The 22,688-nt window shown below is 43.4% G+C and carries 21 protein-coding genes; 17 read left to right on the top strand and 4 right to left on the bottom strand.

The annotated features are described in order from the left end of the window. Positions 1-854: 854 nt before the first annotated feature. A complete protein-coding gene (locus ACDD58_RS02255; protein ID WP_370775500.1) occupies positions 855-3,083 on the bottom strand; it encodes an amylo-alpha-1,6-glucosidase in 2,229 nt (742 codons plus the stop codon). Between the two features lie 292 nt (positions 3,084-3,375). On the opposite strand from ACDD58_RS02255, the gene ACDD58_RS02250 reads away from it, so the two are divergent. From ACDD58_RS02250 to ACDD58_RS02240, 3 genes are read left to right on the top strand one after another with little or no spacing between them, the layout of a single operon-like run. Next, positions 3,376-3,873 (top strand): hypothetical protein, encoded by a 498-nt coding sequence (locus ACDD58_RS02250; protein ID WP_370775497.1) that lies wholly within the window; start codon positions 3,376-3,378, stop codon positions 3,871-3,873. A gap of 25 nt (positions 3,874-3,898) precedes the next feature. Beyond that, positions 3,899-4,621, top strand: coding sequence for an ABC transporter ATP-binding protein (locus ACDD58_RS02245; protein ID WP_370775494.1), 723 nt, complete (start codon positions 3,899-3,901; stop codon positions 4,619-4,621). Positions 4,622-4,641: 20 nt separating this feature from the next. Next, a complete protein-coding gene (locus ACDD58_RS02240) occupies positions 4,642-5,559 on the top strand; it encodes a SufD family Fe-S cluster assembly protein (RefSeq protein ID WP_199654244.1) in 918 nt (305 codons plus the stop codon). A 4-nt stretch (positions 5,560-5,563) separates the two neighbouring features. Here ACDD58_RS02240 and ACDD58_RS02235 read toward each other — a convergent pair whose 3' ends face one another. Then, on the bottom strand, positions 5,564-5,821 hold the full coding sequence (locus ACDD58_RS02235) for a hypothetical protein (RefSeq protein ID WP_118209808.1): 258 nt from the start codon (positions 5,819-5,821) through the stop codon (positions 5,564-5,566). Between the two features lie 436 nt (positions 5,822-6,257). Between ACDD58_RS02235 and ACDD58_RS02230 the strand changes: the two genes are divergently transcribed. Next, a complete protein-coding gene (locus ACDD58_RS02230) occupies positions 6,258-6,833 on the top strand; it encodes a M48 family metallopeptidase (protein ID WP_370775490.1) in 576 nt (191 codons plus the stop codon). Positions 6,834-6,836: 3 nt separating this feature from the next. On the opposite strand, the gene ACDD58_RS02225 is transcribed toward ACDD58_RS02230, so the two are convergent. Continuing rightward, a complete protein-coding gene (locus ACDD58_RS02225; protein WP_015560932.1) occupies positions 6,837-7,025 on the bottom strand; it encodes a DUF4250 domain-containing protein in 189 nt (62 codons plus the stop codon). Between the two features lie 149 nt (positions 7,026-7,174). Here ACDD58_RS02225 and ACDD58_RS02220 point away from each other — a divergent pair, with 149 nt between their 5' ends. The 3 genes from ACDD58_RS02220 to ACDD58_RS02210 all read left to right on the top strand — a co-directional run bounded on the left by ACDD58_RS02220 (position 7,175) and on the right by ACDD58_RS02210 (position 8,947). After that, positions 7,175-7,558: a hypothetical protein gene (locus ACDD58_RS02220; protein ID WP_015560933.1), complete on the top strand. Its 384-nt coding sequence runs from the start codon at positions 7,175-7,177 to the stop codon at positions 7,556-7,558. A gap of 80 nt (positions 7,559-7,638) precedes the next feature. Further along, positions 7,639-7,812, top strand: a complete 174-nt coding sequence (locus tag ACDD58_RS02215; RefSeq protein WP_015521421.1) for a DUF6472 family protein — start codon at positions 7,639-7,641, stop codon at positions 7,810-7,812. A gap of 40 nt (positions 7,813-7,852) precedes the next feature. After that, entirely contained in the window at positions 7,853-8,947 is a 1,095-nt protein-coding gene (locus ACDD58_RS02210) for an N-acetylmuramoyl-L-alanine amidase (protein ID WP_370775487.1), read from the top strand. Between the two features lie 133 nt (positions 8,948-9,080). Here ACDD58_RS02210 and ACDD58_RS02205 read toward each other — a convergent pair whose 3' ends face one another. After that, positions 9,081-10,688: a CTP synthase gene (locus ACDD58_RS02205; RefSeq protein WP_117921123.1), complete on the bottom strand. Its 1,608-nt coding sequence runs from the start codon at positions 10,686-10,688 to the stop codon at positions 9,081-9,083. 266 nt (positions 10,689-10,954) lie between these two features. Here ACDD58_RS02205 and ftsH point away from each other — a divergent pair, with 266 nt between their 5' ends. From ftsH to fba, 10 genes are all read left to right on the top strand, one after another. Beyond that, on the top strand, positions 10,955-13,117 hold the full coding sequence (gene ftsH / locus ACDD58_RS02200) for an ATP-dependent zinc metalloprotease FtsH (RefSeq protein WP_370775483.1): 2,163 nt from the start codon (positions 10,955-10,957) through the stop codon (positions 13,115-13,117). Positions 13,118-13,224: 107 nt separating this feature from the next. Then, positions 13,225-15,093, top strand: a complete 1,869-nt coding sequence (uvrC, locus tag ACDD58_RS02195; RefSeq protein ID WP_370775481.1) for an excinuclease ABC subunit UvrC — start codon at positions 13,225-13,227, stop codon at positions 15,091-15,093. A 71-nt stretch (positions 15,094-15,164) separates the two neighbouring features. Next, on the top strand, positions 15,165-16,106 hold the full coding sequence (hprK, locus tag ACDD58_RS02190) for an HPr(Ser) kinase/phosphatase (protein WP_117921120.1): 942 nt from the start codon (positions 15,165-15,167) through the stop codon (positions 16,104-16,106). Positions 16,107-16,155: 49 nt separating this feature from the next. Next, positions 16,156-17,556 (top strand): aminopeptidase, encoded by a 1,401-nt coding sequence (locus ACDD58_RS02185; RefSeq protein ID WP_370775478.1) that lies wholly within the window; start codon positions 16,156-16,158, stop codon positions 17,554-17,556. Positions 17,557-17,577: 21 nt separating this feature from the next. After that, on the top strand, positions 17,578-18,486 hold the full coding sequence (murB, locus tag ACDD58_RS02180) for a UDP-N-acetylmuramate dehydrogenase (RefSeq protein ID WP_370775476.1): 909 nt from the start codon (positions 17,578-17,580) through the stop codon (positions 18,484-18,486). 131 nt (positions 18,487-18,617) lie between these two features. Beyond that, positions 18,618-19,493 (top strand): RNase adapter RapZ, encoded by an 876-nt coding sequence (gene rapZ / locus ACDD58_RS02175; RefSeq protein WP_117921117.1) that lies wholly within the window; start codon positions 18,618-18,620, stop codon positions 19,491-19,493. Positions 19,494-19,496: 3 nt separating this feature from the next. Beyond that, positions 19,497-20,402, top strand: a complete 906-nt coding sequence (gene whiA, locus ACDD58_RS02170; protein WP_117921116.1) for a DNA-binding protein WhiA — start codon at positions 19,497-19,499, stop codon at positions 20,400-20,402. A 67-nt stretch (positions 20,403-20,469) separates the two neighbouring features. After that, positions 20,470-20,721: an HPr family phosphocarrier protein gene (locus tag ACDD58_RS02165; RefSeq protein WP_182384829.1), complete on the top strand. Its 252-nt coding sequence runs from the start codon at positions 20,470-20,472 to the stop codon at positions 20,719-20,721. Positions 20,722-20,742: 21 nt separating this feature from the next. Then, positions 20,743-21,645 (top strand): diacylglycerol kinase family protein, encoded by a 903-nt coding sequence (locus ACDD58_RS02160; protein WP_370775473.1) that lies wholly within the window; start codon positions 20,743-20,745, stop codon positions 21,643-21,645. Between the two features lie 92 nt (positions 21,646-21,737). Next, positions 21,738-22,604, top strand: coding sequence for a class II fructose-1,6-bisphosphate aldolase (gene fba / locus ACDD58_RS02155; protein ID WP_186900196.1), 867 nt, complete (start codon positions 21,738-21,740; stop codon positions 22,602-22,604). Positions 22,605-22,688 lie beyond the last annotated feature (84 nt).

The following is a 22,688-nucleotide window of genomic DNA, read 5'->3' as shown; positions in this document are numbered from 1 at the left end:
CGTGGCAGAACATCACTGTGTAACTACACAGGCAGACCAAGTTTTTCTAATTTTCTCCCAAAGTCACAAAATTAGCTTCGGCTTTGCGCAAGATGCCAGCCTCCAGGTTATGAACACCATTGGGGCGGGCGGTTCATCTCAAAACTGGGGGCGTAGGTGCGAATTTTCGATATTCGCACAAATGGAAATATGCTTAAAATGCTAATGTGCTGTATCATTAATATTCAACCTAATGGCTTCCCAGATTTTCCATCTGCTACATTGTATTACATGAATTATTTCGTAAAATGCCAGACAAAATAACACAGAATAATTTTTTCAAATGTGTATGGCAATAAATATGAGCATAGTGTTATATATCGAGGTTTTTGCCAGTGTAATCAAAAAAATAATAAACTATTGAATATAGTTATTTGAAAATATTTTTTTAATCAGATTCACACATAAAACACTAAAAATTTACGTCTCCCAAAGTTGTAAAATGAGTTCTCCCGCGAAGGGTGGTTCACAACCTTGAGGCTGGCAAATCGCATCAAGCCGAGACTCGTTTTGTGACTTTGGAAGAAAATTAGAAACTCTTAGGATGCCTGTCCGTAACACAGTGTTGTGCTGCCATGGACGGCAGCACAAGTCCTAATGTGCCCGGACGGCACATTTAGGACGCACACGTCACTCCGCCCCAACCTGAATCAGGCATGCTTAGAGTTTCTTATTTTCGGACAACGGAAACAAAACAGTCCCGGCTTGATGCAATTTGCCACTCACAAAACTGCGACGCCACCCTTAGCCGGGGAACTCATAGCCCCACAAACCACAATTTGGCAGGCAATCCTTAACCTGCATTTTTGAAATACTTATTCTTCTTTATACGGAAGAACATCCTGCATATAAGCCCTCAGTGTCTCACCGACGCTCCATGCCTGCGCGTAACAGCCTCTTGGATTGTGAGGCGCATCTCCATCGAATATTTCTGAAATGGAGCCGATACATCCATTGTCAGTCAGATGGTGGCGAACCGGTTCTAACAGTGCAAGCAGCTCTTTCGTACATTCCGGTGAGTGATCATGGACTTTTGCGTAAGCAGTCAGAAAACCGCCGAGCAGGAATCCCCATGCTGTACCCTGATGGTATGCGGCATCACGTTTCGGCAGGGAACCACAGTAGATGCCGTGATAGTCAGCATGATCGCTTGTAAGAGAGCGCAGACCACAGCCAATATAAAGATGTTCTTTGACAAATGCGACGATCTTTGCTTCCTGTTCTTCTGATAACATGGTAAAAGGCAGAGATACCGCATAGATCTGGTTAGGACGAAGATGATCGTCCGGTTCATCCCCGTCAACAACATCATAAAGACAGCTCTTTTCCTCCCACCAGAATTTCTGACAGAAAGATTTTTTTACCAGATCGGCAAGTGCAGCATAATCGTGGGAGGTCATGCAATCATTCACAGAGTCAGAAGCAGTACATCCAGAAGCAGGAGTTTCACTGCCGGATCCAGAAACAGTACATCCAGAAGCGGAAGTATCACTGTCAGGAATTAGAGTGCAAGCCACATCCTCATACTGCAATGCAAGCTGTTCCATAACCTTTAGTGCATTATACCAGAGCGCATTGATCTCTACCGGTTTTCCGTGGCGCGGAGTAGCAACCCAGTCACCGACGCGCACATCCATCCATGTGATCTGGTCAAGACCGCTTCCGGCATGAATAAGACCGTCCTCCTCCATATAAATGCTGAAATCTGTACCGTTTTTATAGGCAGAAATGATTTCTTTCAGGTGAGGATAGATATTTTTTCTGACAAAAGTGTGTGCATCATCATCCGGATAATACTGCAGATACTGCCATACCGCATAAAAATACCACAGGGATGCATCCGCCGTGTTGTAAAGAGGCGCCGCATTATCATCCGGGAACATATTTGGAACGATCCCATGACGGATATACTTTGAAAATGTTAAAAGAATTTCCTCGGCGTCTTTTCTGCGACCGGTGCATAACGTCAGTCCGGTAAATGCGATCATCGTGTCACGTCCCCAGTCGGTAAACCATGGGAGACCGGCGAGCACAGTTTTGTAGCCGGTAGAGGCGCGGTCGCAGAGAAACTGGTCCGCAGCGAGAACTAGGCGGTCTGCAAGATCATCATGAATGTCTGCCGTCGCATAGAGTGATTTTGTATATTCTTCCCGTTCTTTTAAAATATCAAAAGCAGTGTCTGGCTTGATATCTGAAAAGGATTCACCGGCAGATATTACGGAACAGAGCACGGAAACCTGTCTACGGCTTTTGGTCGGAAGGAAAAACGTTATCTGGTGTGGACAATAGTGGCAGTCGAGTCCGTCTGTCTCAAGATCCACTTCCGTCTGAAGCTGCATATCAATGTCAAACATAGGCGTATGGTCTGAAAACATACCGTCGCTTGTCTGAAATAAAATGGCAGTGTCAGGGTGGCTTTCCGGAATCAGACAAAGGGAATTGCCGGTCTGTGTCGTATGAAAATGAAAATCCTCCGGGCGGCTGGATGCGCTGTGCTCACGGAAATTAAAAAGAGGAACCAGGGTAAGGGATGCATCCGGACCATTATTTTCAATTTCATAAGCAACGGCACAGACATTGGCGCCGTGTTTTAAACAAATATGTTTGGTAAGGGTGATATCACCTGCCTGATATGTATAGTGAACGCTTCCATCATAAGAAAATGAGACAAGATATTTCTGCCCCTGTGCATAACAGGTCTGTCCGTTTTTTTTGTGCTGTGAGGTTTCAAGATCATATATGGCAGATACATCATGTGCAGATCCAGTTTTTGCAGTGTTCATAAATGAATGAGGCTGCTCATCAGAACCTTCAGAAGTATCTGCTGCATATACTGTCAGAGATTCGTTGATCTTGGAAAAAACGAGATAGCGTTCGATCGGTGGGTGCAGACTTGCGACCAGATAACCCTGATGTGTACGGTTGTGTGCACCGATCAGTGAACTTCCGGCATATCCGCCGATGCCATTGGTCAGTGCCCATTCGCGGCGGATTCCTTCTTTGAATGTGGAAAATGCATTTTTTTCATATTGATAAGTGATCATTATTAGCTCTCTCCATAATAAAAATAATTGTTTGTGACAAAGTGTGCAGTGGCTGGTTTCAAAATGCCCTGCAACTGTGCGAAAATTTACGAAAAATCCATCTGGTTATATTTTACACGATAACAGGACTGATGTACAGAAAAATAAAAAATGTATAAAATTTCCTGTATTTGAACAGAGAATAGGGGACAACCCTTGCCTGTCATGTTTTAACATGATAAAATAGGAGAGATGACTTGTGAAGGGATAATATCCGGTAAACAGGTAAATATAAAACACAGGAGAAGATTATATGCATGAGAAATTAGTGATTGTTCCAAAAAAGAACACAGGTTCTAAAAAAATATTAAATACCGTATTGTTTATACTTGCATGTCTGATGTTTTTGCTGTCTACATTTGTGAACCCGATTATTTTTCTGATACCGGGAATTGCACTGGCGCTGGTATGGTATTTTCAAGCATTCCGTTCGGATATAGAGTTCGAATACACTTATTATGACGGGGAGTTTCATTTTGCACGTATCAAGGCAAAAAGCAAACGTAAAGCAATCGGCAGTGTGCAGATGGATGATGTGCTTGGATTTGCACCAAGAGGTGACAGAAGTGTATACAAATATGAGAATGATCATAATCTGACATACAAAAATCTGACTTCCGGTAACCCGGAGGCAAGGGTGTATGAGCTGATCGCAAAAGGTGAAAAAGGACTTGTGCGTTATGAGTTTGAGCCGGATGATGAGATGCTCGATGAAGTTATGGTAAAATATCCGCGTTCGGTGGTAAGATAAACCACGGATGCAGACGGAGGACACAATGTTAGAATTAAGAAATATCACTTATGAGGTAGAGGACAATCAGGATAATAAAGATATTTTAAAGGATGTCAGCCTGACGATTGATGAACATTTTGTGGCAATCACCGGACCAAACGGCGGCGGAAAATCGACGCTTGCCAAGATCATTGCCGGAATCATTAAGCCGACATCCGGTCAGATTCTTTTAGATGGTGAAGACATTACCGGACTTGATATTACTGAGCGTGCGAAACATGGCATCAGCTATGCATTCCAGCAGCCGGTGCATTTTAAGGGACTGACGGTAAAAGATCTGATTACGATCGCAGCCGGCAGAACGATGACGGTAAATGAAACATGTGAGATTTTATCCGAGGTCGGACTGTGCGCGAGAGAGTATATTGATCGTGAGATCAATGGCAGTCTTTCCGGTGGAGAGCTGAAACGTATTGAGATCGCAATGATCACGGCACGTGGAACGAAACTTTCTATCTTTGATGAGCCGGAGGCGGGAATCGATCTCTGGAGTTTCAACAGCCTGATCAGGGTATTTGAAAAAATGCGTGATGAGATTCAGGGAACGATCCTTATTATTTCACATCAGGAGCGTATTTTAGATATTGCAGATAAAATTGTTGTGATTGCAAACGGACAGGTGAAAACGATCGGCACCAAGGAAGAAGTGCTTCCGGAACTGCTTCATACGGCGGGAACCTGTGAGACGCTGACCAGTAAGCTGTAATTCGGGGAAGTGAGGAAAAAATGGATTTAATACAGAAAAATTTATTAGAGCAGGTGGCAGGATTGCACGAGATCCCGGAGGGTGCCTATAATATTCGTGCGAACGGCACCAAACTCGGAAGAAATACGACTGCTAATATTGATATCGTGACCAAGACGGATAAGGATGGAATTGATATCATCATCAAACCCGGAACTGTTCATGAGAGTGTGCACATCCCGGTACTTTTAAGCGAGAGCGGAATGCAGGAATGTGTTTACAATGATTTTTATATCGGTGAGGGTGCAGATGTCACGATCGTGGCAGGATGTGGGATCCATAACTGTGGTGTAGATACTTCCAAACATGACGGTGTGCATACGTTTTATCTGGAGAAAAATGCAAAAGTCCGCTACATTGAGCGCCATTACGGCGAGGGAGACGGCAACGGAGAGAATATCATGAATCCGCAGACCATCGTCCACTTAAAAGAGGGCGCACATATGGAGATGGAGACGACACAGATCAAAGGAATCGATTCCACGGTTCGTGTGACGAGAGGAGATCTGGCAGAAAACGCATCCTTAGAGATCCATGAGAAGATCATGACACACGGAAAACAGTACGCAAAGACAGATTTTCATGTGGATATTAACGGGGATAATTCCAGTGTGAATCTGGTGTCACGTTCTGTTGCAAAAGGGGAATCAAAACAGGAATTTTTCTCCGTTATGAATGGTAATGCAGCCTGTGCAGGACACAGTGAATGTGATGCCATCATTATGGATAACGCCTGTGTGACTGCAAGTCCGCAGCTGACTGCCAACAATATTGACGCAAATCTGATCCATGAAGCTGCTATCGGAAAAATAGCCGGAGAGCAGCTGATCAAGCTGATGACACTTGGACTTACAGAAAAAGAAGCGGAAGAACAGATTATCAATGGATTTTTGAAATAGTCATTTAAAGTTTGTGGCCGGGAATGTCTTTGTATTCGATCATCCCGTCATCAATCCATTCTTTAATGCGGCTGAGCGGCAGATGAAAATGTGTTGCAACATCATAAGCGGTGGCGTTGTTTGTCTGAATATATTCTTTTACCTGATGAAAAAGTTTCTGTTCTAAACAGCGGGGACACAATGTTCCCTCGTAGGATGTGGGAAGAAGACAGTGACATTCTTCGCAGTATCTCCGGTTTTCAAATAAAGGTGTTTCGGTCATATAAAGTCCTCCTGTCTGTTACGTTAGAACATTATTATAACATTATTATAACATAGATTATCATATGGAAAGAATTGTATTTATAAATAAAATATAAAAACAAAAATAAGGATTTTTATAAATCTTTTCGAAAATCGTCACACTTAAGACATATTTTTTCCGTATACTGTAACCATCGAAAGAAGTTAGCAACGCTTACCCAGGCGGGTTGTTAAACAAGGTTGTATAGAATAAAGGCTGTACATCCCGACAATTCTTTCGACGCAATTTCCTTTATATAGATTAACATTTTCATAACTAAACTCCTCGGAGGAACCCCGGAACAGTGATGTTACCGGGGTTTCTTCATTTATGGGATTAGATTATCAAAAGGTGGATTTCATTTTTTGAAAATCGAATCATATTAAAATTCAGAAAATTATCAGAAAGGCCGGATATGAGAGAAAAAACATACAGTTTCACGATAGAAGAGATCCCGATCATTGTGACGAAAAAACGCATGAAAAATATGTATCTGCGTATCAGTAAAGAGGATGGCAGTGTGCGCATTTCGGCGCCGCATCAGATGAGCGACGAGCGGATTTATCGTTTTGCAAAGGAGCGGATCGACTGGATCCGGGTTTACAGGAAAAAATATCTGCGTGCGAAAGAGGGACGCAGGGAAGTAAGAAAATTAAGCGAAGCGGAATTAAAACAGCAGAAACTGCTTTTGAAAAGAGACGTGGAAAAATTGATTGCAAAATGGGAACCCGTCATGGGCGTAAAGGCATCCGGTGTTACGATACGCCAGATGAAAACACGCTGGGGTTCCTGCAATGTGAGGACACACCACATCAATATCAATCTCGCACTGGCGAAAAAGCCGCCGGAGTGTCTGGAGTATGTGGTTGTGCATGAACTGACACATATTTTAGAACCGAGTCATAATGCCGTGTTCTGGGGCTATATGACACAGTTTTATCCGAATTGGAAGCGTGTCAGAAAATATCTGAATGATGAAGTACCGGAATAAATGTTATACAAACTGATTTTGGGTTTCGTCATATTCGTAATCGATCATTTTTAATTTTTCAGTGATCGCATCGGCATCTGCATGAAATGCGGCAACAAACTCAGAAAAAGACGGATAATTGTCGCGGAGCTGTGTATTGACGAAACTTAAAAGCATAGCAGGATCGTTTGGAAGATTTTGATATTCAGTCATAATAAACCTCGTTTCTTCTATATTATGGTAAACGGTTTGCCCGTGTAGTGGGTTGCTCATGATTACCGCAGATATGCGGTCTTTTCTGTGAACGGTTTCTATGCTAAAATAACATGGGAACGCAAAAAATGCAAGGAGACGATAACAGCATGGAACAAAAGATTGACAAAGAAGTGTTTGATAAATTTTTTACGGAGAGTTACTGCCCGGTTGACTATACAACGGTAAAGGAAGAGTTCGAACAGATCGCATCGGTGGGAAATGATATTTTTACCGGAAGTTATGAGGCAAGAAATTTAAACCGCGAGAATTTCATCCTATACCTGACCAGTGAGGCGTATTGTGATTTTGAGGCTGCCGTGCAGGAGGCGATGGATGATCTGAACCCGGAGATCTTAGATGCAGTTATGGATGTGACGGAAAACACACCGGACGGAGACGAGATCACTGAGAAATACTGGGATACCCAGCGCACACTTTTGAAAGAATTTTTAGAACAGCTTTATGACGAAGTGATCTCAACATGGAGATAATGTTCTGCGGAAGAGTCGGAAGTGAAAGATAAGCAGCAGACAGGATATGGAAAATACGGCAATAAGAATTGGAGGATGTTATGGCGAGCTGTGACAGTTGTGTATACAATGTATACGATGAAGATGATGAGGAATATTACTGCGAAGTGGATATGGACGAGGATGATGCTGCGCGCCTGATGCAGGGACATTATAAAGAGTGTCCGTACTACCAGCTGGATGATGAGTATGCGGTGGTAAGGCATCAGATGTAATATTGAAGACAGATAATAAGCAAAAAGAATGGAGAAATATATGAGTTTTGGCAATATAAAAAAGAAGAAAAGATTACTGGCGTTATTGCTATGTACGATACTGGCGGGGGCGTCTTTTATGACGGGATGTGGCAGCAAAGCGGATGAAAACGGATCTGCCCAGGTGTCTGCTGAAGAGAAAAATGTCACAGAAACACAAGAACAGACAGAGGCAGAGTCGGAGCAGATCATGACAGAAGCGACAGAAACTGCACAGACAAAAACACAGGAAACAGAGCAGACGGAAGAAACAGAGCCGGCAGAACTGGCACCAACGGAGACCCGGGAAACAGAAGAAATCATTACAACAGAGGTGATTAAGGGAGAAGCAGATTCGGAGCAGGAGAGTGCATCATCACAGACTGCGGACACAGAGCAGTCTGCTGAGGCTGGAAATCCCCAGACTGGCACAGAGCAGTCTGCTGAGATGGAAAACACGCAGACAGATACAGCCCAGACAAACATTTCCGGTAATCTCGTTGTGATCGACGCCGGACATCAGGCAAAAGGAAATAACGAAAAAGAGCCGATCGGACCAGGCGCATCTGAGACAAAAGCGAAAGTTGCTTCCGGTACAACAGGTGTGGCGAGCGGGCTTGCGGAATACGAACTGACACTTCAGGTATCTTTAAAGCTGCAGCAGGAACTTACGGCGCGCGGCTATCAGGTGTTGATGATCCGGACGACCAATGATGTCAATATCAGTAATTCCGAGCGTGCGGCAGTTGCCAATAATAATCATGCGGCAGCATTTATTCGCATTCATGCAAATGGAAGTACCAACTCTGCGGCAAACGGAGCGATGACGATCTGTCCGACCGCAGCAAACCCGTACTGCTCCAATATTTATCAGAACTCAAGAAAACTTTCCGACTGCATCATAGGTTCCCTGTGTGCGGCAACCGGTGCAAAAAGTGAGGGTGTCTGGGAGACAGATACGATGAGCGGTATCAACTGGTGTCAGGTTCCGGTCACGATCGTTGAGATGGGGTACATGACCAATGCGGATGAGGATCTTAAAATGGCGACTGACGATTATCAGCAGAAGATCGCATCGGGAATCGCCGATGGAGTGGATGCTTATTTTGGAAAATAAAATGAGGAATGTGTACGGGTCACATGGATGTGTGAACAGTTGTAGAATGGTTACAAGATCTTAAGATAATAAAAAAGAAAAGCTGACTGCCGGAATGACCGGTAAGCCAGCTTTTCTTTTTCATGTGTCAAATTTATTTCATACTGTTTTTTACAGCAGCTTCTACAAATCCTTTGAATAACGGATGCGGACGGTTCGGTCTGGATTTGAACTCCGGATGTGCCTGTGTTGCAAGGAACCACGGATGATCCGGAATCTCGATCATTTCTACGATTCTTCCATCCGGGGAAGTACCACAGAGTTTCATGCCGCCTTCGGTAAGTGCTGCACGGAAATCGTTGTTAACCTCGTAACGATGACGATGTCTTTCGTGAATTTCCTCGGAACCGTAAAGCTCGCGGGCTTTAGATGTTGGATCTAACACACATGGATAAGAACCAAGTCTTAAAGTACCGCCGATATCTTCCACACCATTCTGATCCGGCATCAGTGCGATGACAGGATGTGTGGTGTTCGGATCAAGCTCAACGCTGTGTGCATCATGGAAGCCACAGACATGTCTTGCAAATTCAATGATGGCTACCTGCATACCAAGGCAGAGACCAAGGTATGGAACATTGTTTTCACGGGCATACTTTGCAGCGGAGATCATACCTTCAACACCGCGGGAACCAAATCCTCCCGGAACAATGATGCCTGCCATATCGCCAAGCAGCTCTTTGGCATTGTCGTCATTTAAAGTTTCAGAATCGATCCAGTGAAGATCAATGGTAGCGCGCTCAGCGATACCGCCGTGTTTTAATGCCTCTACTACGGAGATATATGCATCATGCAGAGCGATATATTTTCCGACTAAAGCGATCTTTACTTCTTTGTTCGGATGACGCAGGGCGTCTACCATGGATTCCCAGTCTTTTAAATCGGGTTCCGGGCAGTCTAAATGCAGAGCCTTACATGCAACCTTGGCAAGATTTTCTTTTTCCATGGCAAGAGGTGCTTCGTAAAGGTACTCAACATCAAGATTCTGCAGTACATTGCCGTTTGGAACATTACAGAACAGGGCAATCTTGTCTTTTAAACTCTGGTCAAGTTCATGTTCGGAACGGCAGACGATGATATCCGGCTGGATACCCATTCCCTGAAGTTCTTTTACACTTGCCTGTGTCGGTTTCGTCTTAAGTTCACCGGAAGCCTTGATATAAGGGATCAGTGTCACATGGATCAGGATCGCATTTTCGTGTCCGACCTCATGCTGGAACTGACGGATCGCCTCTAAGAAAGGCTGGCTTTCGATATCTCCTACGGTACCACCAACCTCGATGATCGCGATATGTGTTTCATCGGAAGTGAAATTGCGGTAAAAACGGCTCTTGATCTCATTTGTAATATGCGGAATAACCTGAACGGTACCTCCACCGAAATCACCGCGGCGCTCTTTCTGGAGCACAGACCAGTAAACTTTACCGGTGGTCACGTTGGAATTTTTTGTTAAACTTTCATCGATAAAACGTTCATAATGTCCCAAGTCCAAGTCTGTTTCTGCACCGTCATCGGTAACGAAGACTTCACCATGCTGGATCGGGTTCATGGTTCCGGGATCGATATTGATATACGGATCGAATTTCTGCATGGTTACTTTGTATCCACGTGCTTTTAATAATCTTCCAAGGGAAGCTGCCGTGATACCTTTACCAAGACCGGAAACGACACCGCCGGTGACAAAGACATATTTTACAGGCATAGGGTTTTCCTCCTCATAATTATAGTAAATTAAAAAAATTTCACGTATTTAATAACCCATATAGTATACAACTAAGTTTACGCAAAATCCAGCAAAACTTAAAAAAGATAAAAGTGAATTTAGAAATAATTTAGAAATCACACCAAAAGTTCATGAACTGCGTATTGCTTTTGCGTTTGGTTTTCAATATAATAAAGAAGATATTGACGAATATCAGATAAAATCCAGATGTGGCATAGGCCGCAGATGTTTGGAAAGGATAGATTATGGATAATCAGGGACCAAATAATTACAATAATGGAAATAACAATTACAACAATAACGGTGGTAATAACGGCGGCAATGGCGGTGGTAATAATGGCGGTAACGGCGGCAGGGACAACCATAACGGACAGCTCATCATGGCATTTGTCCTGGTTTCCCTCATCGTGTTGTTTATCATGAGCATGGTGTCAAACCGTTTTTCACAGATGAGCACTCAGGAGATCTCTTATTCGGAATTTTTAGAAAAAGTAGAGGCAGGAGAAGTCAAATCCGTAGAGATCGGTTCTTACGAGATCGATATCACGCCGGTCACAAAGGATAAGAGTCCTTATCAGCCGACTTATTACTGCGGACGTGTGGCAGATGAAGATCTGATCCCGCTTTTGAAAGAAAAAGGTGTGGAGATCTATGGAGTGATTCCGGATAACACTTCCACCTGGATCTACAGCATTTTAAGTTATCTGATCCCATTAGTACTGATCTGGGTACTGCTCGGCTTTTTAATGAAACGTATGGGCGGCGGTGCTATGGGTGTTGGCAAGAGCAATGCCAAAGTTTATGTCGAGAAGCAGACAGGTGTTACCTTTAAGGATGTAGCAGGACAGGATGAAGCGAAAGAGTCCTTACAGGAAGTTGTTGATTTCCTGCACAATCCGAAGAAATATTCAGAGATCGGTGCAAAGCTGCCGAAAGGTGCGCTTTTAGTAGGACCTCCTGGTACTGGTAAAACATTGCTTGCAAAAGCGGTGGCAGGTGAGGCGAAGGTTCCGTTCTTCTCACTGGCAGGATCGGATTTCGTGGAGATGTTTGTCGGTGTCGGAGCTTCCCGTGTGCGTGACCTGTTTAAGGAAGCACAGAAACAGGCACCGTGTATTATCTTCATTGATGAGATCGATGCGATCGGTAAGAGCCGTGACACCCGCTATGGCGGCAATGATGAGCGTGAGCAGACGTTAAACCAGTTACTGGCAGAGATGGATGGTTTCGATACATCGAAGGGACTTCTGATCTTAGCAGCAACAAACCGTCCGGAGGTACTTGATAAGGCGCTGCTTCGGCCGGGACGTTTTGACCGTCGTATTATCGTAGATAAACCTGACTTAAAAGGACGTTTAGAGACATTAAAAGTCCATTCCAAAGATGTTATGATGGATGAGACCGTAGATCTTGATGCACTTGCACTGGCAACGGCCGGACTCGTAGGATCTGATCTTGCAAATATGATCAACGAGGCTGCGATCAATGCTGTTAAAAATGGAAGAAAGTTTGTCAATCAGGCGGATTTATTTGATGCATTTGAGCTTGTTGCAGTCGGAGGAAAAGAGAAAAAAGACCGTATCATGAGTGACAAGGAGCGCAAGATCGTATCTTATCATGAAGTAGGACATGCGATGGTAACAGCATTGCAGAAAAATACCGAGCCGGTACAGAAGATCACGATCGTGCCGCGTACCATGGGTGCACTTGGATATACCTTACAGACTCCGGAAGAAGAGAAATATTTACAGACCAAAGATGAACTGCTTGCAAAGATCACGACTTATATGGCAGGCCGTGCAGCAGAGATGCTTGTATTTGGTTCTGCGACCAGCGGTGCCGCCAACGATATCGAGAGTGCGACCTCGATCGCAAGAGCTATGGTCACACAGTATGGTATGTCTGATAAATTTGGCATGATGTGTCTTGCAACAGTTGAAAATCAGTACTTAGATAACCGTGCAGGATTGATCTGCGGTGAGGAGACGGCTGCACAGATCGATCAGGAAGTACTGTCCATTATCAACAGCAGTTATGATGAAGCATACCGCATGCTTGAAGAAAACAGGGAGGTTCTCGACAAGATCTCAGAATATCTCTACGAGCATGAGACAATCACCGGAAAAGAATTCATGAAGATTTTCCGCGAGTTAAAAGGAATCCCGGAGCCGGAAGAAGAGGAGAAAAAAACATTCTTCGAACAGGCAGAGGATGCTAAAAATGCGTTAGAGCAGGCGAAAACAGAAGAACATGCAAAAACGGAAGGACAGACAGAAATAAAAAAGCAGGCAGAAACAGAAACTTCACGTGCAGTGGAAGATCAGAATACTGTATCCTTGGAAAAGGGCAGTTTTATTGATCAGGTCGTAGACGATCAGACAGCAGCACATGAGGAACACCAGAAGTAACGCAGCAGAGGCTTCGCTGCAGAAGTATCAGAAATAAAAGCTGAAAAATAAGATAAATATCAGCAGGATAAGTATAAACAGAACGATCAGAGCAGGAATGAGGTTTCATGTTTAACATCGCAGAAGAATTAAAAAAACTCCCGGATCAGCCGGGAGTTTATATTATGCACGACAGCCACGATGCGATCATATATATTGGAAAGGCTGTCAGCTTACGAAAGAGAGTACACCAGTATTTTCAGCCGAGTCATGATGAGGGGATCAAAAAGGCGCAGATGGTAAAACAGATCGCACGTTTCGAGTATATTATTACAGACTCGGAATTAGAGGCACTTGTCTTAGAGTGCAATCTGATCAAGGAGCATTGTCCAAAATACAATACCATGCTGCGTGATGATAAAACATATCCCTATATCCGGGTAACGGTCGGCGAGGATTTTCCAAGGGTACTTTTTTCACGTCAGCAGAAAAAAGACAAGTCCAGATATTTTGGACCATATACCAGTGCAGGGGCGGTAAAGGATACGATCGAACTGATCAATAAACTTTACCAGCTCCGCACCTGCAACCGTGTTCTGCCAAGAGATACCGGAAAGGAGCGTCCGTGTCTGAACTATCACATCCATCAGTGCCAGGCACCCTGTCAGGGCTATATCAGTAAAGAAGAGTATCGGGAAAGAGTCGATGCTGCCGTTGAATTTTTAAATGGAAATTATGCGCCGATCTTAAAATCATTAGAACAGAAAATGAATGAGGCATCCGAAAATCTGGAGTTTGAGAAGGCAATCGAATACCGGGAACTTTTAGGCAGTGTGCGTCAGATCGCGCAGAAGCAGAAGATCACGCATACAGATGGAGAGGATAAAGATATCATCGCACTTGCGTCGGATGACAGGGATGCAGTGGTTCAGGTATTTTTCATCCGCGATGGAAAGCTGATCGGCAGGGATCATTTTTATGTCAGAGTCGGAACAGAAGATACCAAAAGCCAGATCTTAACAACCTTTTTAAAACAGTTTTATTCAGGGACACCGTTTATCCCAAGAGAGATCATGCTGCCGGAGGAGATCGAGGATCACGAGGTCCTAGCTGAGTGGCTGGGTGAAAAACGTGGTGCAAAGGTTTATATCCGTGTTCCGCAGAAGGGCATGAAGGAGAAGTTAGTCGAGCTGGCACAGAAAAATGCAGAGCTGGTTCTTTCGCAGGACCGTGAGAAAATCAAACGCGAGGAGGGAAGAACCATCGGTGCAATGAAAGAAATCGAACATCTTCTGGGGATGGAAGGTCTTTCGCGTGTCGAGGCATACGATATTTCAAACATTAATGGTTTTGAGACAGTTGGTTCCATGATCGTTTATGAGAAAGGAAAGCCAAAGCGCAGTGATTACCGTAAATTTAAGTTAAAAACGATCACAGGACCGGATGATTATGCGTCGATGCATGAGGTGCTGACCAGACGTTTTACGCACGGCATGCAGGAGAAAAAAGATCTTGCTGAACGTGAAATAGCGGAAGAATATGGAAGTTTTACAAGATTTCCGGACCTTATCATGATGGATGGCGGACGTGGGCAGGTCAATATTGCGCTTAAAGTACTCGATGAGCTGAAGATAAATATTCCGGTCTGTGGTATGGTAAAAGATGATAATCACCGTACCCGCGGGTTATACTATCAGAATAAGGAAATACCGATCGAGCGGACGAGTGAGGGATTTAAACTGATCACAAGAATCCAGGACGAGGCACACCGGTTTGCGATCGAATATCACAGATCCCTGCGAAGCAAAGAACAGGTACACTCTGTGCTTGACGATATTCCGGGAATCGGGCCTGCGCGGAGAAAAGCGTTGATGCGCCGCTTTCAGTCGCTTGAAGCGATCCGGGAGGCATCGGAGGAAGAACTTGCAAAGACAGAGTCGATGAACGAGCAGGCGGCGCAGGCGGTTTATCAGTTTTTCCACGAGTATTCAAGTTGAAGAATTTTAGCGTCTATGGTAAAATGGCGTCAGAATAGTTACGAAAAAATGCTTAGGAGAGGACAAAGGATATGGAAGGTGTTGGAGTAGCAAAGATCGCACAGATCATGGATTTATGTAATTTTCTGCCGGATATGGAATTAAAGGGACATCGCATTATGATCAGTGATGTGAACAGACCGGCATTACAGCTCAGTGGATATTTTAAACATTTTGAACAGTCCAGGGTTCAGATCATCGGTACTGTAGAGTACACATATCTGCAGCAGTTAGATGAAAAAAAACGTGAAAAGATTTATCGTGAATTTATGGGATATGATATCCCTTGTGTCATTTTCTGCAGGGATTTACAGCCGGATGAATCATTCTTAAAGATTGCAGAGGAGAAGAACATCCCGGTGCTTGGCACAAAACGCAGTACTTCTGAGTTTATGGCAGAACTTATCTACTGCCTGAATGAACAGCTTGCACCGTGTATCACGATCCATGGAGTTTTAGTAGATGTCTATGGTGAGGGACTTCTGATCATGGGCGAGAGCGGTATCGGAAAGAGCGAAGCAGCCCTTGAGCTGATCAAGAGAGGACACCGTCTTGTAACAGATGATGTGGTAGAGATCCGCAAGATCAATGAGCACACGCTGATCGGAACATCACCGGATATCACACGTTATTTTATTGAACTCCGCGGTATCGGGATCATCGATGTAAAGACACTGTTTGGTGTAGAATGTGTAAAGGAAAAACAGCAGATCGACCTCGTCATCAAGTTAGAGGACTGGAAGAAAGAAAATGAGTATGACCGTCTCGGCTTAGAGGAAGAATATACAGAGTTCCTTGGCAACAAGGTAGTGTGTCATTCCCTGCCGATTCGTCCGGGACGTAACCTTGCCGTCATCTGTGAGGCGGCGGCTGTCAACCACAGACAGAAAAAGATGGGATACAATGCGGCACAGGAGCTTTACCGTCGTGTGCAGGAGAATCTCACCAAAAAATCTTCGGATGATGATGAATAATAAAAGTCCGGAGTTAAAAAGAATAGCATAAATGGAGGCATAATCAGTCATGGAAAGAAAAAACGCATGGGAGAAATACCCGGAAGGCAAAAAAAGAAAAGAGGTATTTCAGTTTGCAGAAGATTACAGAAAATTTATTTCGGAATGCAAAACAGAGCGTGAGTGTACCACAGAGTTTGCAAAAAGAGCTGAGGAAGCTGGATTTGTAAATCTGGATAAAGTATTGGAAAAAGGAACAAAATTAAAAGCCGGAGACCGTGTGTATGCAAACAACATGGGAAAAGGAATCGCCATGTTTGTGATCGGAAAGAAGAGCATGGAAGAAGGAATGAACATTCTCGGAGCACATATCGATTCCCCACGTATGGATTTAAAACAGGACCCGTTATATGAGGATACGGATTTTGCAATGTTAGATACCCATTATTATGGAGGTATCAAAAAATACCAGTGGGTAACACTTCCACTTGCATTGCACGGCGTGATCGTCAAAAAAGACGGAACCGTTGTGAAAGTCAATGTCGGAGATAAACCTGGTGACCCGGTATTTGGCGTCAGCGATCTTTTAATTCACTTATCCGGAGAGCAGCTTGAGAAAAAGGCGGCAAAGGTGATCGAGGGAGAGAACCTTGATCTTATCATTGGAAGTATTCCGGCAGAGGAAGCAGGCGATGACAAGGAAGCTGCAAAAGAAAAAGTAAAAGCAAATATCATGAAGATCCTTGCAAAGGAATATGATATAGAGGAAGAAGATTTCTTATCAGCAGAAATCGAGGTTGTTCCAGCAGGAGAGGCAAGAGATTACGGTTTTGACCGCAGTATCATTATGGGATATGGTCATGATGACAGAGTATGTGCATACCCGTCCTTTATGGCAATGCTTGCAATGAAAAAACCGGAGATCACGAGTGTCTGTCTGCTTGTAGATAAAGAGGAGATCGGCAGTGTCGGTGCAAGCGGCATGCAGTCACGTTTCTTTGAAAATACGGTTGCAGAGGTTATGAATGCAGCAGAGGATTATTCAGAATTAAAATTAAGACGCGCTCTGAAAAATTCCAAAGTACTTTCATCCGATGTATCCGCAGCATTTGATCCGAATTATCCGTCTGTTATGACAAAACGTAATGCAGCATACTTTGGAAGAGGACTTGTATTTAATAAATATACCGGCGCAAGAGGAAAATCCGGTTCAAATGATGCAAATGCAGAGTATGTCGGATATTTAAGAAATATCATGGATAACAATAATGTATCATTCCAGACAGCAGAGCTTGGAAAAGTAGACCAGGGCGGCGGCGGAACGATCGCATACATTCTGGCAAATTACGGAATGAGTGTTATCGACAGTGGTGTTGCAGTATTAAATATGCATGCTCCATGGGAACTTATCAGCAAAGTAGACTTATATGAAGCATATAACGGTTATGTTGCATTCTTAAAAGAAGCGTAAAACCATAGAATTGAGGAAAGCATGAATCAGCAGTTTTTGACAGAACTTAAAGCAGTCACAGCAGAAAACAGAATATTTACGGATGAACCGATGAAAAAACATACGACATTCCGTGTGGGTGGTCCGGCAGATGTTTTAATACAGCCTAAGAGAGCAGAACTGGCATCCGTTATCCGTCTGTGCAGAGAGTATGATATCCCGTATCAGGTCATCGGAAACGGAAGCAATCTTTTAGTGGGCGACCGTGGAATCAGAGGTGCTGTGATCGAGATGCTGTCAAAAAAAGAAGAGATTTGTGTGGAAGATGACTGCATCACTGTGGGAGCAGGAATGTTGTTGTCAAAGACAGCACACTGTGCGGCAGAGCATGGTCTGACCGGCATGGAATTTGCAGCCGGGATTCCGGGCAGCATCGGTGGTGCTGTTGTCATGAATGCGGGCGCTTACGGCGGTGAGATGAAGGATATCTTAACCGCTGTGACCGTCTTAGATAAAGATGGCAATGAGAAAAAACTTACGGTAGAAGAACTTGAACTTGGCTACCGGACAAGCTGTATTTTAAAAAAAGGTTATATTGTAACAGAAGCAAAGATGAAACTTTTGCATGGAGAGGAAAAAAAGATCCGTGCCCGCATGGATGAGTTAAAGAAACAGAGGGTGGAAAAACAGCCGCTTGAGTTTCCAAGTGCAGGAAGTACTTTTAAAAGACCGGAAGGATATTTTGCGGGAAAACTCATCATGGATGCAGGGTTAAGAGGTTATCAGGTGGGAGATGCGCAGGTGTCAGAAAAACACTGTGGATTTGTCATCAACCGGGGAAATGCTACGGCAGCGGATGTAAGGACCCTGATGCAGAATGTTTCAGATATTGTAGAAGAAAAGTTTGACGTCAGGTTAGAACCGGAAGTCAAGATGACCGGTGAATTTTAAACAGGCTTTAGATGCGCGGGAAACGCTCTGGAATGGAGAATAGTGTGAAAAATAAGATTTTTCACACGCAAGATTTGTGCTTACGCACAAACTTGAGATGCGCAAAAAGCAGCGCAAGAATGGAGAATAAGATGAAGTTCGTAATTTTAACAGGAATGTCGGGAGCAGGAAAAAGTACAGCGATAAAGATGATGGAAGATATAGGGTTTTATTGCGTTGATAATCTTCCTATTCCACTACTGGAAAAGTTTGTAGAACTTACAACATTACAGAGTGCGGAATTACAGAAAGTTGCGGTCGGCATTGATATACGAAGCGGTCAGTCATTTGATGAGCTGCATAGTGTGTTAGACCGGATGAAAGAAAATGGCGTTGAATATGAGATCCTGTTTTTGGATGCCGAGGATTCTGTCCTGGTAAAACGATATAAAGAAACGAGAAGAAACCATCCGTTATCCGGCGGCGAGCGTGTGGATAAGGGAATTGAAGAGGAAAGAAAGCGTCTGGCGTTTTTAAAAGAGCGTGCAGATTATATTATAGATACAAGCCAGCTTTTGACGAGAGAGTTAAAAGCCGAGTTGGACAAAATATTTATACAGAATCAGGATTATAAGAATTTATTTATCACGATTCTGTCGTTTGGATTCAAATATGGAATACCGGTCGATTCCGATCTGGTATTTGATGTCCGTTTTCTCCCAAACCCATATTATGTGGAGGGATTGCGGGCAAAGACCGGAAATGATAAAGAAATTCAGGATTATGTCATGCAGTTTCAGGAAGCAAATGTCTTTCTTGACAAACTCGAAGATATGCTGGAATTTCTGATCCCGAATTACATTACGGAGGGCAAGAACCAGCTTGTGATCTCCATCGGATGTACCGGGGGAAAACACCGGTCTGTTACACTGGCGAATGAATTATACAAACGTTTGTCGGGAAGAAAAGGTTATGGACTTAAAATCGAGCATCGGGATATTGGCAAAGATGCTTTAAGGGGAAAATAAAGAATGTCTTTTTCAAGTGAAGTGAAACAGGAGCTGGCAAAGCAGAGTGGAAAGAGCAGACATTGCCAGATCGCAGAACTTGCAGCGCTGGTTGCTTTTGAAGGAAAACGTCAGCGGCTGATCGGGGATGCAGGTGATGTGTTAGATTCGGAAAATCCGCTTTTGCAGGAAAAATATGGACTGTTACTGACTCAGTTGTTCCAGATTAATATAGAGGAAATAGATACACTGTCAGCCGAACGTGTCCTTGAGACGATCAAAATGTGGAACCAGTCTTTTGGAGGGGCACAGATCACTGATACGGTAAATGGAATTTTGCTGCAGCAGACCTGCTGCAGGCGGGCATTTATCCGGGGAGCATTTTTAGCGGGTGGATCGATCAGTGATCCGAATAAATCTTACCATTTTGAAATTGTCTGCAGAGGTATCGAACAGGCAAAACAGCTTCAGGATACGATCAACAGTTTTGATATGGAAGCAAAGATCGTGGTGCGAAAAAAACATCAGGTCGTATATTTAAAAGAGGGTGCGCAGATCGTGGATATGTTAAATATTATGGAAGCGCATGTGGCATTGATGAATCTTGAGAATGTGCGGATATTAAAAGAAATGAGAAACTCCGTTAACCGCAAGGTAAATTGTGAGACGGCAAATATCAGCAAAACTGTTACAGCAGCAGTAAAACAGCTTGGCGATATTGAATATATTAAGCAGAATGCAGGTTTAGACAGTCTGCCGGAAAACTTAAAAGAAATGGCATTGCTGCGGTTAGAGTACCCGGATACACCACTTAAGGAACTGGGAACTTACCTTGATCCGCCTGTCGGAAAATCAGGAGTGAACCACAGACTGCGCAGAATCAGTGAGATCGCAGATGAACTGCGTGGGAAAGAACCGTGTGAAAAATAATATTTTCACATACGAACTTGACATGCTCTTAGAATTGAGAACAGAGCAAACAGGAATGGAGGATATCATGAAAAAGAGTGTAGTGGTAAATATGCAAAACGACATGGAAGCAAGACCGATCGCACTTTTAGTGCAGAAGGCAAATCAGTTTTCAAGCCGGATCTATATGGAATCTGCTGACAACAAGAGAGTGAATGTCAAAAGCATTATGGGAATGATGAACATGGCTCTTTTAAATGGTGAAGAAGTTGTGATCGATGCTGAGGGCGAGGATGAACAGGAAGCAATCGCAGCAATCGAGGAATTCCTGACAAAATAACAGGACAGGTGTAGGAAACTTATGGAAGAAAAGAAAACACTATTATTTATTTTCAATCCATTTTCTGGAAAAGCGCAGATTAAAAACCAGCTTATGGATATCGTGGATACCATGGTGAAGGCAGGGTATGAGGTAACAATTTATCCGACACAGGCACCGGAAGATGCGATACATAAAGTGGAAACAGATGCAGAAAAATATGATCTTGTTGTATGCAGCGGAGGAGACGGTACGCTTGATGAAGTGGTAAGTGGTATCATGCATAAAGGACTTACTGTACCGTTAGGATATATTCCGGCGGGAAGCACCAATGATTTTGCAACTTCACTTGGAATTCCAAAGGATATGGTAAAGGCAGCAGATGCAGCAGTGAATGGAAGAGCATTTCCGTGTGATATCGGTGCATTTAACAATGATTATTTTGTCTATGTGGCAGCTTTCGGACTTTTTACGGAGGTCTCTTATAAGACAAGCCAGGAATGGAAAAATGTACTTGGTCATGCAGCATATATTCTGGAAGGAATGCGCAGTCTGCATGATATCCCATCGTTTACCATGCAGGTTGAGTATAATAATGTGCGTATCCAGGATGAATTTATCTATGGAATGATCAGTAACTCAACATCCGTGGGCGGATTTAAGGGGATGACTGGAAAAGATGTGCTTTTGGATGATGGAGTATTTGAGGTTACGCTGATCAAGAAACCGCGTAATCCGATCGAACTTAACGAAATTATCGCATCTCTGATCAATCTTGTGGATGACACAGATATGATTTATTCATTTAAATCTAATGAAGTAAAGTTCCTTGTAAGAGAGGAAGTTCCGTGGACGTTAGACGGCGAATTTGGCGGGGCACACGAAGAAGTTGTCGTAAAAAATATCTGCCGTGCTGTTGATATTATGGTTCCGGGAAACAAATGATTAAGATTGTTATAAATTTAACTTTATTTTTTGAAAGAAGTAATATATAATACCCATAGGGTAAAAATATTAATTTTATGGAGGAATAAGACATGTTAGTATCTGCAAAAGAAATGTTAGACAAAGCAAAAGCTGGTCACTATGCAGTTGGTCAGTTCAACATTAATAACCTGGAGTGGACAAAATCTGTTCTGCTTACAGCAGAGGAGTTAAGATCCCCGGTTATCTTAGGCGTTTCTGAAGGCGCTGGAAAATATATGACAGGTTTCGGTACTGTAGCAGCTATGGTAAAAGCTATGCATGATGAGTTAGGAATCACAGTTCCTGTTGCATTACACTTAGATCATGGTACTTACGAAGGATGCTATAAATGTATCAAAGCAGGATTTACATCCATCATGTTCGACGGTTCCCATTATCCAATCGATGAGAACGTTGAGAAAACAAAAGAGCTCGTATCCGTTGCTCATGCAATGGGAATGTCCATCGAGGCAGAAGTTGGTTCTATCGGTGGTGAGGAAGACGGCGTTGTAGGTATGGGCGAGTGCGCTGATCCGGAAGAGTGCAAGAGAGTTGCAGATCTTGGTGTGGACATGCTTGCAGCCGGTATCGGTAATATCCATGGTAAATATCCGGCAAACTGGAAAGGATTAAGTTTTGAGACTCTTGATGCTATCCAGAAATTAACAGGTCAGATGCCGTTAGTACTTCACGGAGGTACAGGTATTCCGGAAGACATGATCAAGAAAGCAATCTCCCTTGGAGTAGCTAAGATCAACGTTAACACAGAGTGCCAGTTATCTTTCGCAGATGCTACACGTAAATATATCGAAGCTGGTAAAGATTTAGAGGGTAAAGGATTTGATCCTCGTAAATTATTAGCTCCGGGTGCAGAAGCAATCAAAGCTACTGTAAAAGAGAAAATGGAACTGTTCGGTTCTGTTGGTAAAGCTGAATAATATTAGCAGACAGACGGAAGTCCACTTTCAATGAAGTTATATTTGACAAAGATTTCTGAATTTACATGAATTTATTGTTCAATA

Source organism: Roseburia sp., from assembly GCF_041325975.1.
GTDB classification, from domain to species: Bacteria; Bacillota; Clostridia; order Lachnospirales; family Lachnospiraceae; genus Roseburia; species Roseburia rectibacter.
This window is presented reverse-complemented; position numbering and strand designations above follow the sequence as displayed.

What these genes read in the sequence shown, in the direction of transcription:
- ACDD58_RS02255 (WP_370775500.1), bottom strand. Translation starts at nt 3,083, where the DNA reads ATGATCACTTATCAATATGAAAAAAATGCATTTTCCACATTCAAAGAA.
- ACDD58_RS02250 (WP_370775497.1), top strand. Translation starts at nt 3,376, where the DNA reads ATGCATGAGAAATTAGTGATTGTTCCAAAAAAGAACACAGGTTCTAAA.
- ACDD58_RS02245 (WP_370775494.1), top strand. Translation starts at nt 3,899, where the DNA reads ATGTTAGAATTAAGAAATATCACTTATGAGGTAGAGGACAATCAGGAT.
- ACDD58_RS02240 (WP_199654244.1), top strand. Translation starts at nt 4,642, where the DNA reads ATGGATTTAATACAGAAAAATTTATTAGAGCAGGTGGCAGGATTGCAC.
- ACDD58_RS02235 (WP_118209808.1), bottom strand. Translation starts at nt 5,821, where the DNA reads ATGACCGAAACACCTTTATTTGAAAACCGGAGATACTGCGAAGAATGT.
- ACDD58_RS02230 (WP_370775490.1), top strand. Translation starts at nt 6,258, where the DNA reads ATGAGAGAAAAAACATACAGTTTCACGATAGAAGAGATCCCGATCATT.
- ACDD58_RS02225 (WP_015560932.1), bottom strand. Translation starts at nt 7,025, where the DNA reads ATGACTGAATATCAAAATCTTCCAAACGATCCTGCTATGCTTTTAAGT.
- ACDD58_RS02220 (WP_015560933.1), top strand. Translation starts at nt 7,175, where the DNA reads ATGGAACAAAAGATTGACAAAGAAGTGTTTGATAAATTTTTTACGGAG.
- ACDD58_RS02215 (WP_015521421.1), top strand. Translation starts at nt 7,639, where the DNA reads ATGGCGAGCTGTGACAGTTGTGTATACAATGTATACGATGAAGATGAT.
- ACDD58_RS02210 (WP_370775487.1), top strand. Translation starts at nt 7,853, where the DNA reads ATGAGTTTTGGCAATATAAAAAAGAAGAAAAGATTACTGGCGTTATTG.
- ACDD58_RS02205 (WP_117921123.1), bottom strand. Translation starts at nt 10,688, where the DNA reads ATGCCTGTAAAATATGTCTTTGTCACCGGCGGTGTCGTTTCCGGTCTT.
- ftsH (WP_370775483.1), top strand. Translation starts at nt 10,955, where the DNA reads ATGGATAATCAGGGACCAAATAATTACAATAATGGAAATAACAATTAC.
- uvrC (WP_370775481.1), top strand. Translation starts at nt 13,225, where the DNA reads ATGTTTAACATCGCAGAAGAATTAAAAAAACTCCCGGATCAGCCGGGA.
- hprK (WP_117921120.1), top strand. Translation starts at nt 15,165, where the DNA reads ATGGAAGGTGTTGGAGTAGCAAAGATCGCACAGATCATGGATTTATGT.
- ACDD58_RS02185 (WP_370775478.1), top strand. Translation starts at nt 16,156, where the DNA reads ATGGAAAGAAAAAACGCATGGGAGAAATACCCGGAAGGCAAAAAAAGA.
- murB (WP_370775476.1), top strand. Translation starts at nt 17,578, where the DNA reads ATGAATCAGCAGTTTTTGACAGAACTTAAAGCAGTCACAGCAGAAAAC.
- rapZ (WP_117921117.1), top strand. Translation starts at nt 18,618, where the DNA reads ATGAAGTTCGTAATTTTAACAGGAATGTCGGGAGCAGGAAAAAGTACA.
- whiA (WP_117921116.1), top strand. Translation starts at nt 19,497, where the DNA reads ATGTCTTTTTCAAGTGAAGTGAAACAGGAGCTGGCAAAGCAGAGTGGA.
- ACDD58_RS02165 (WP_182384829.1), top strand. Translation starts at nt 20,470, where the DNA reads ATGAAAAAGAGTGTAGTGGTAAATATGCAAAACGACATGGAAGCAAGA.
- ACDD58_RS02160 (WP_370775473.1), top strand. Translation starts at nt 20,743, where the DNA reads ATGGAAGAAAAGAAAACACTATTATTTATTTTCAATCCATTTTCTGGA.
- fba (WP_186900196.1), top strand. Translation starts at nt 21,738, where the DNA reads ATGTTAGTATCTGCAAAAGAAATGTTAGACAAAGCAAAAGCTGGTCAC.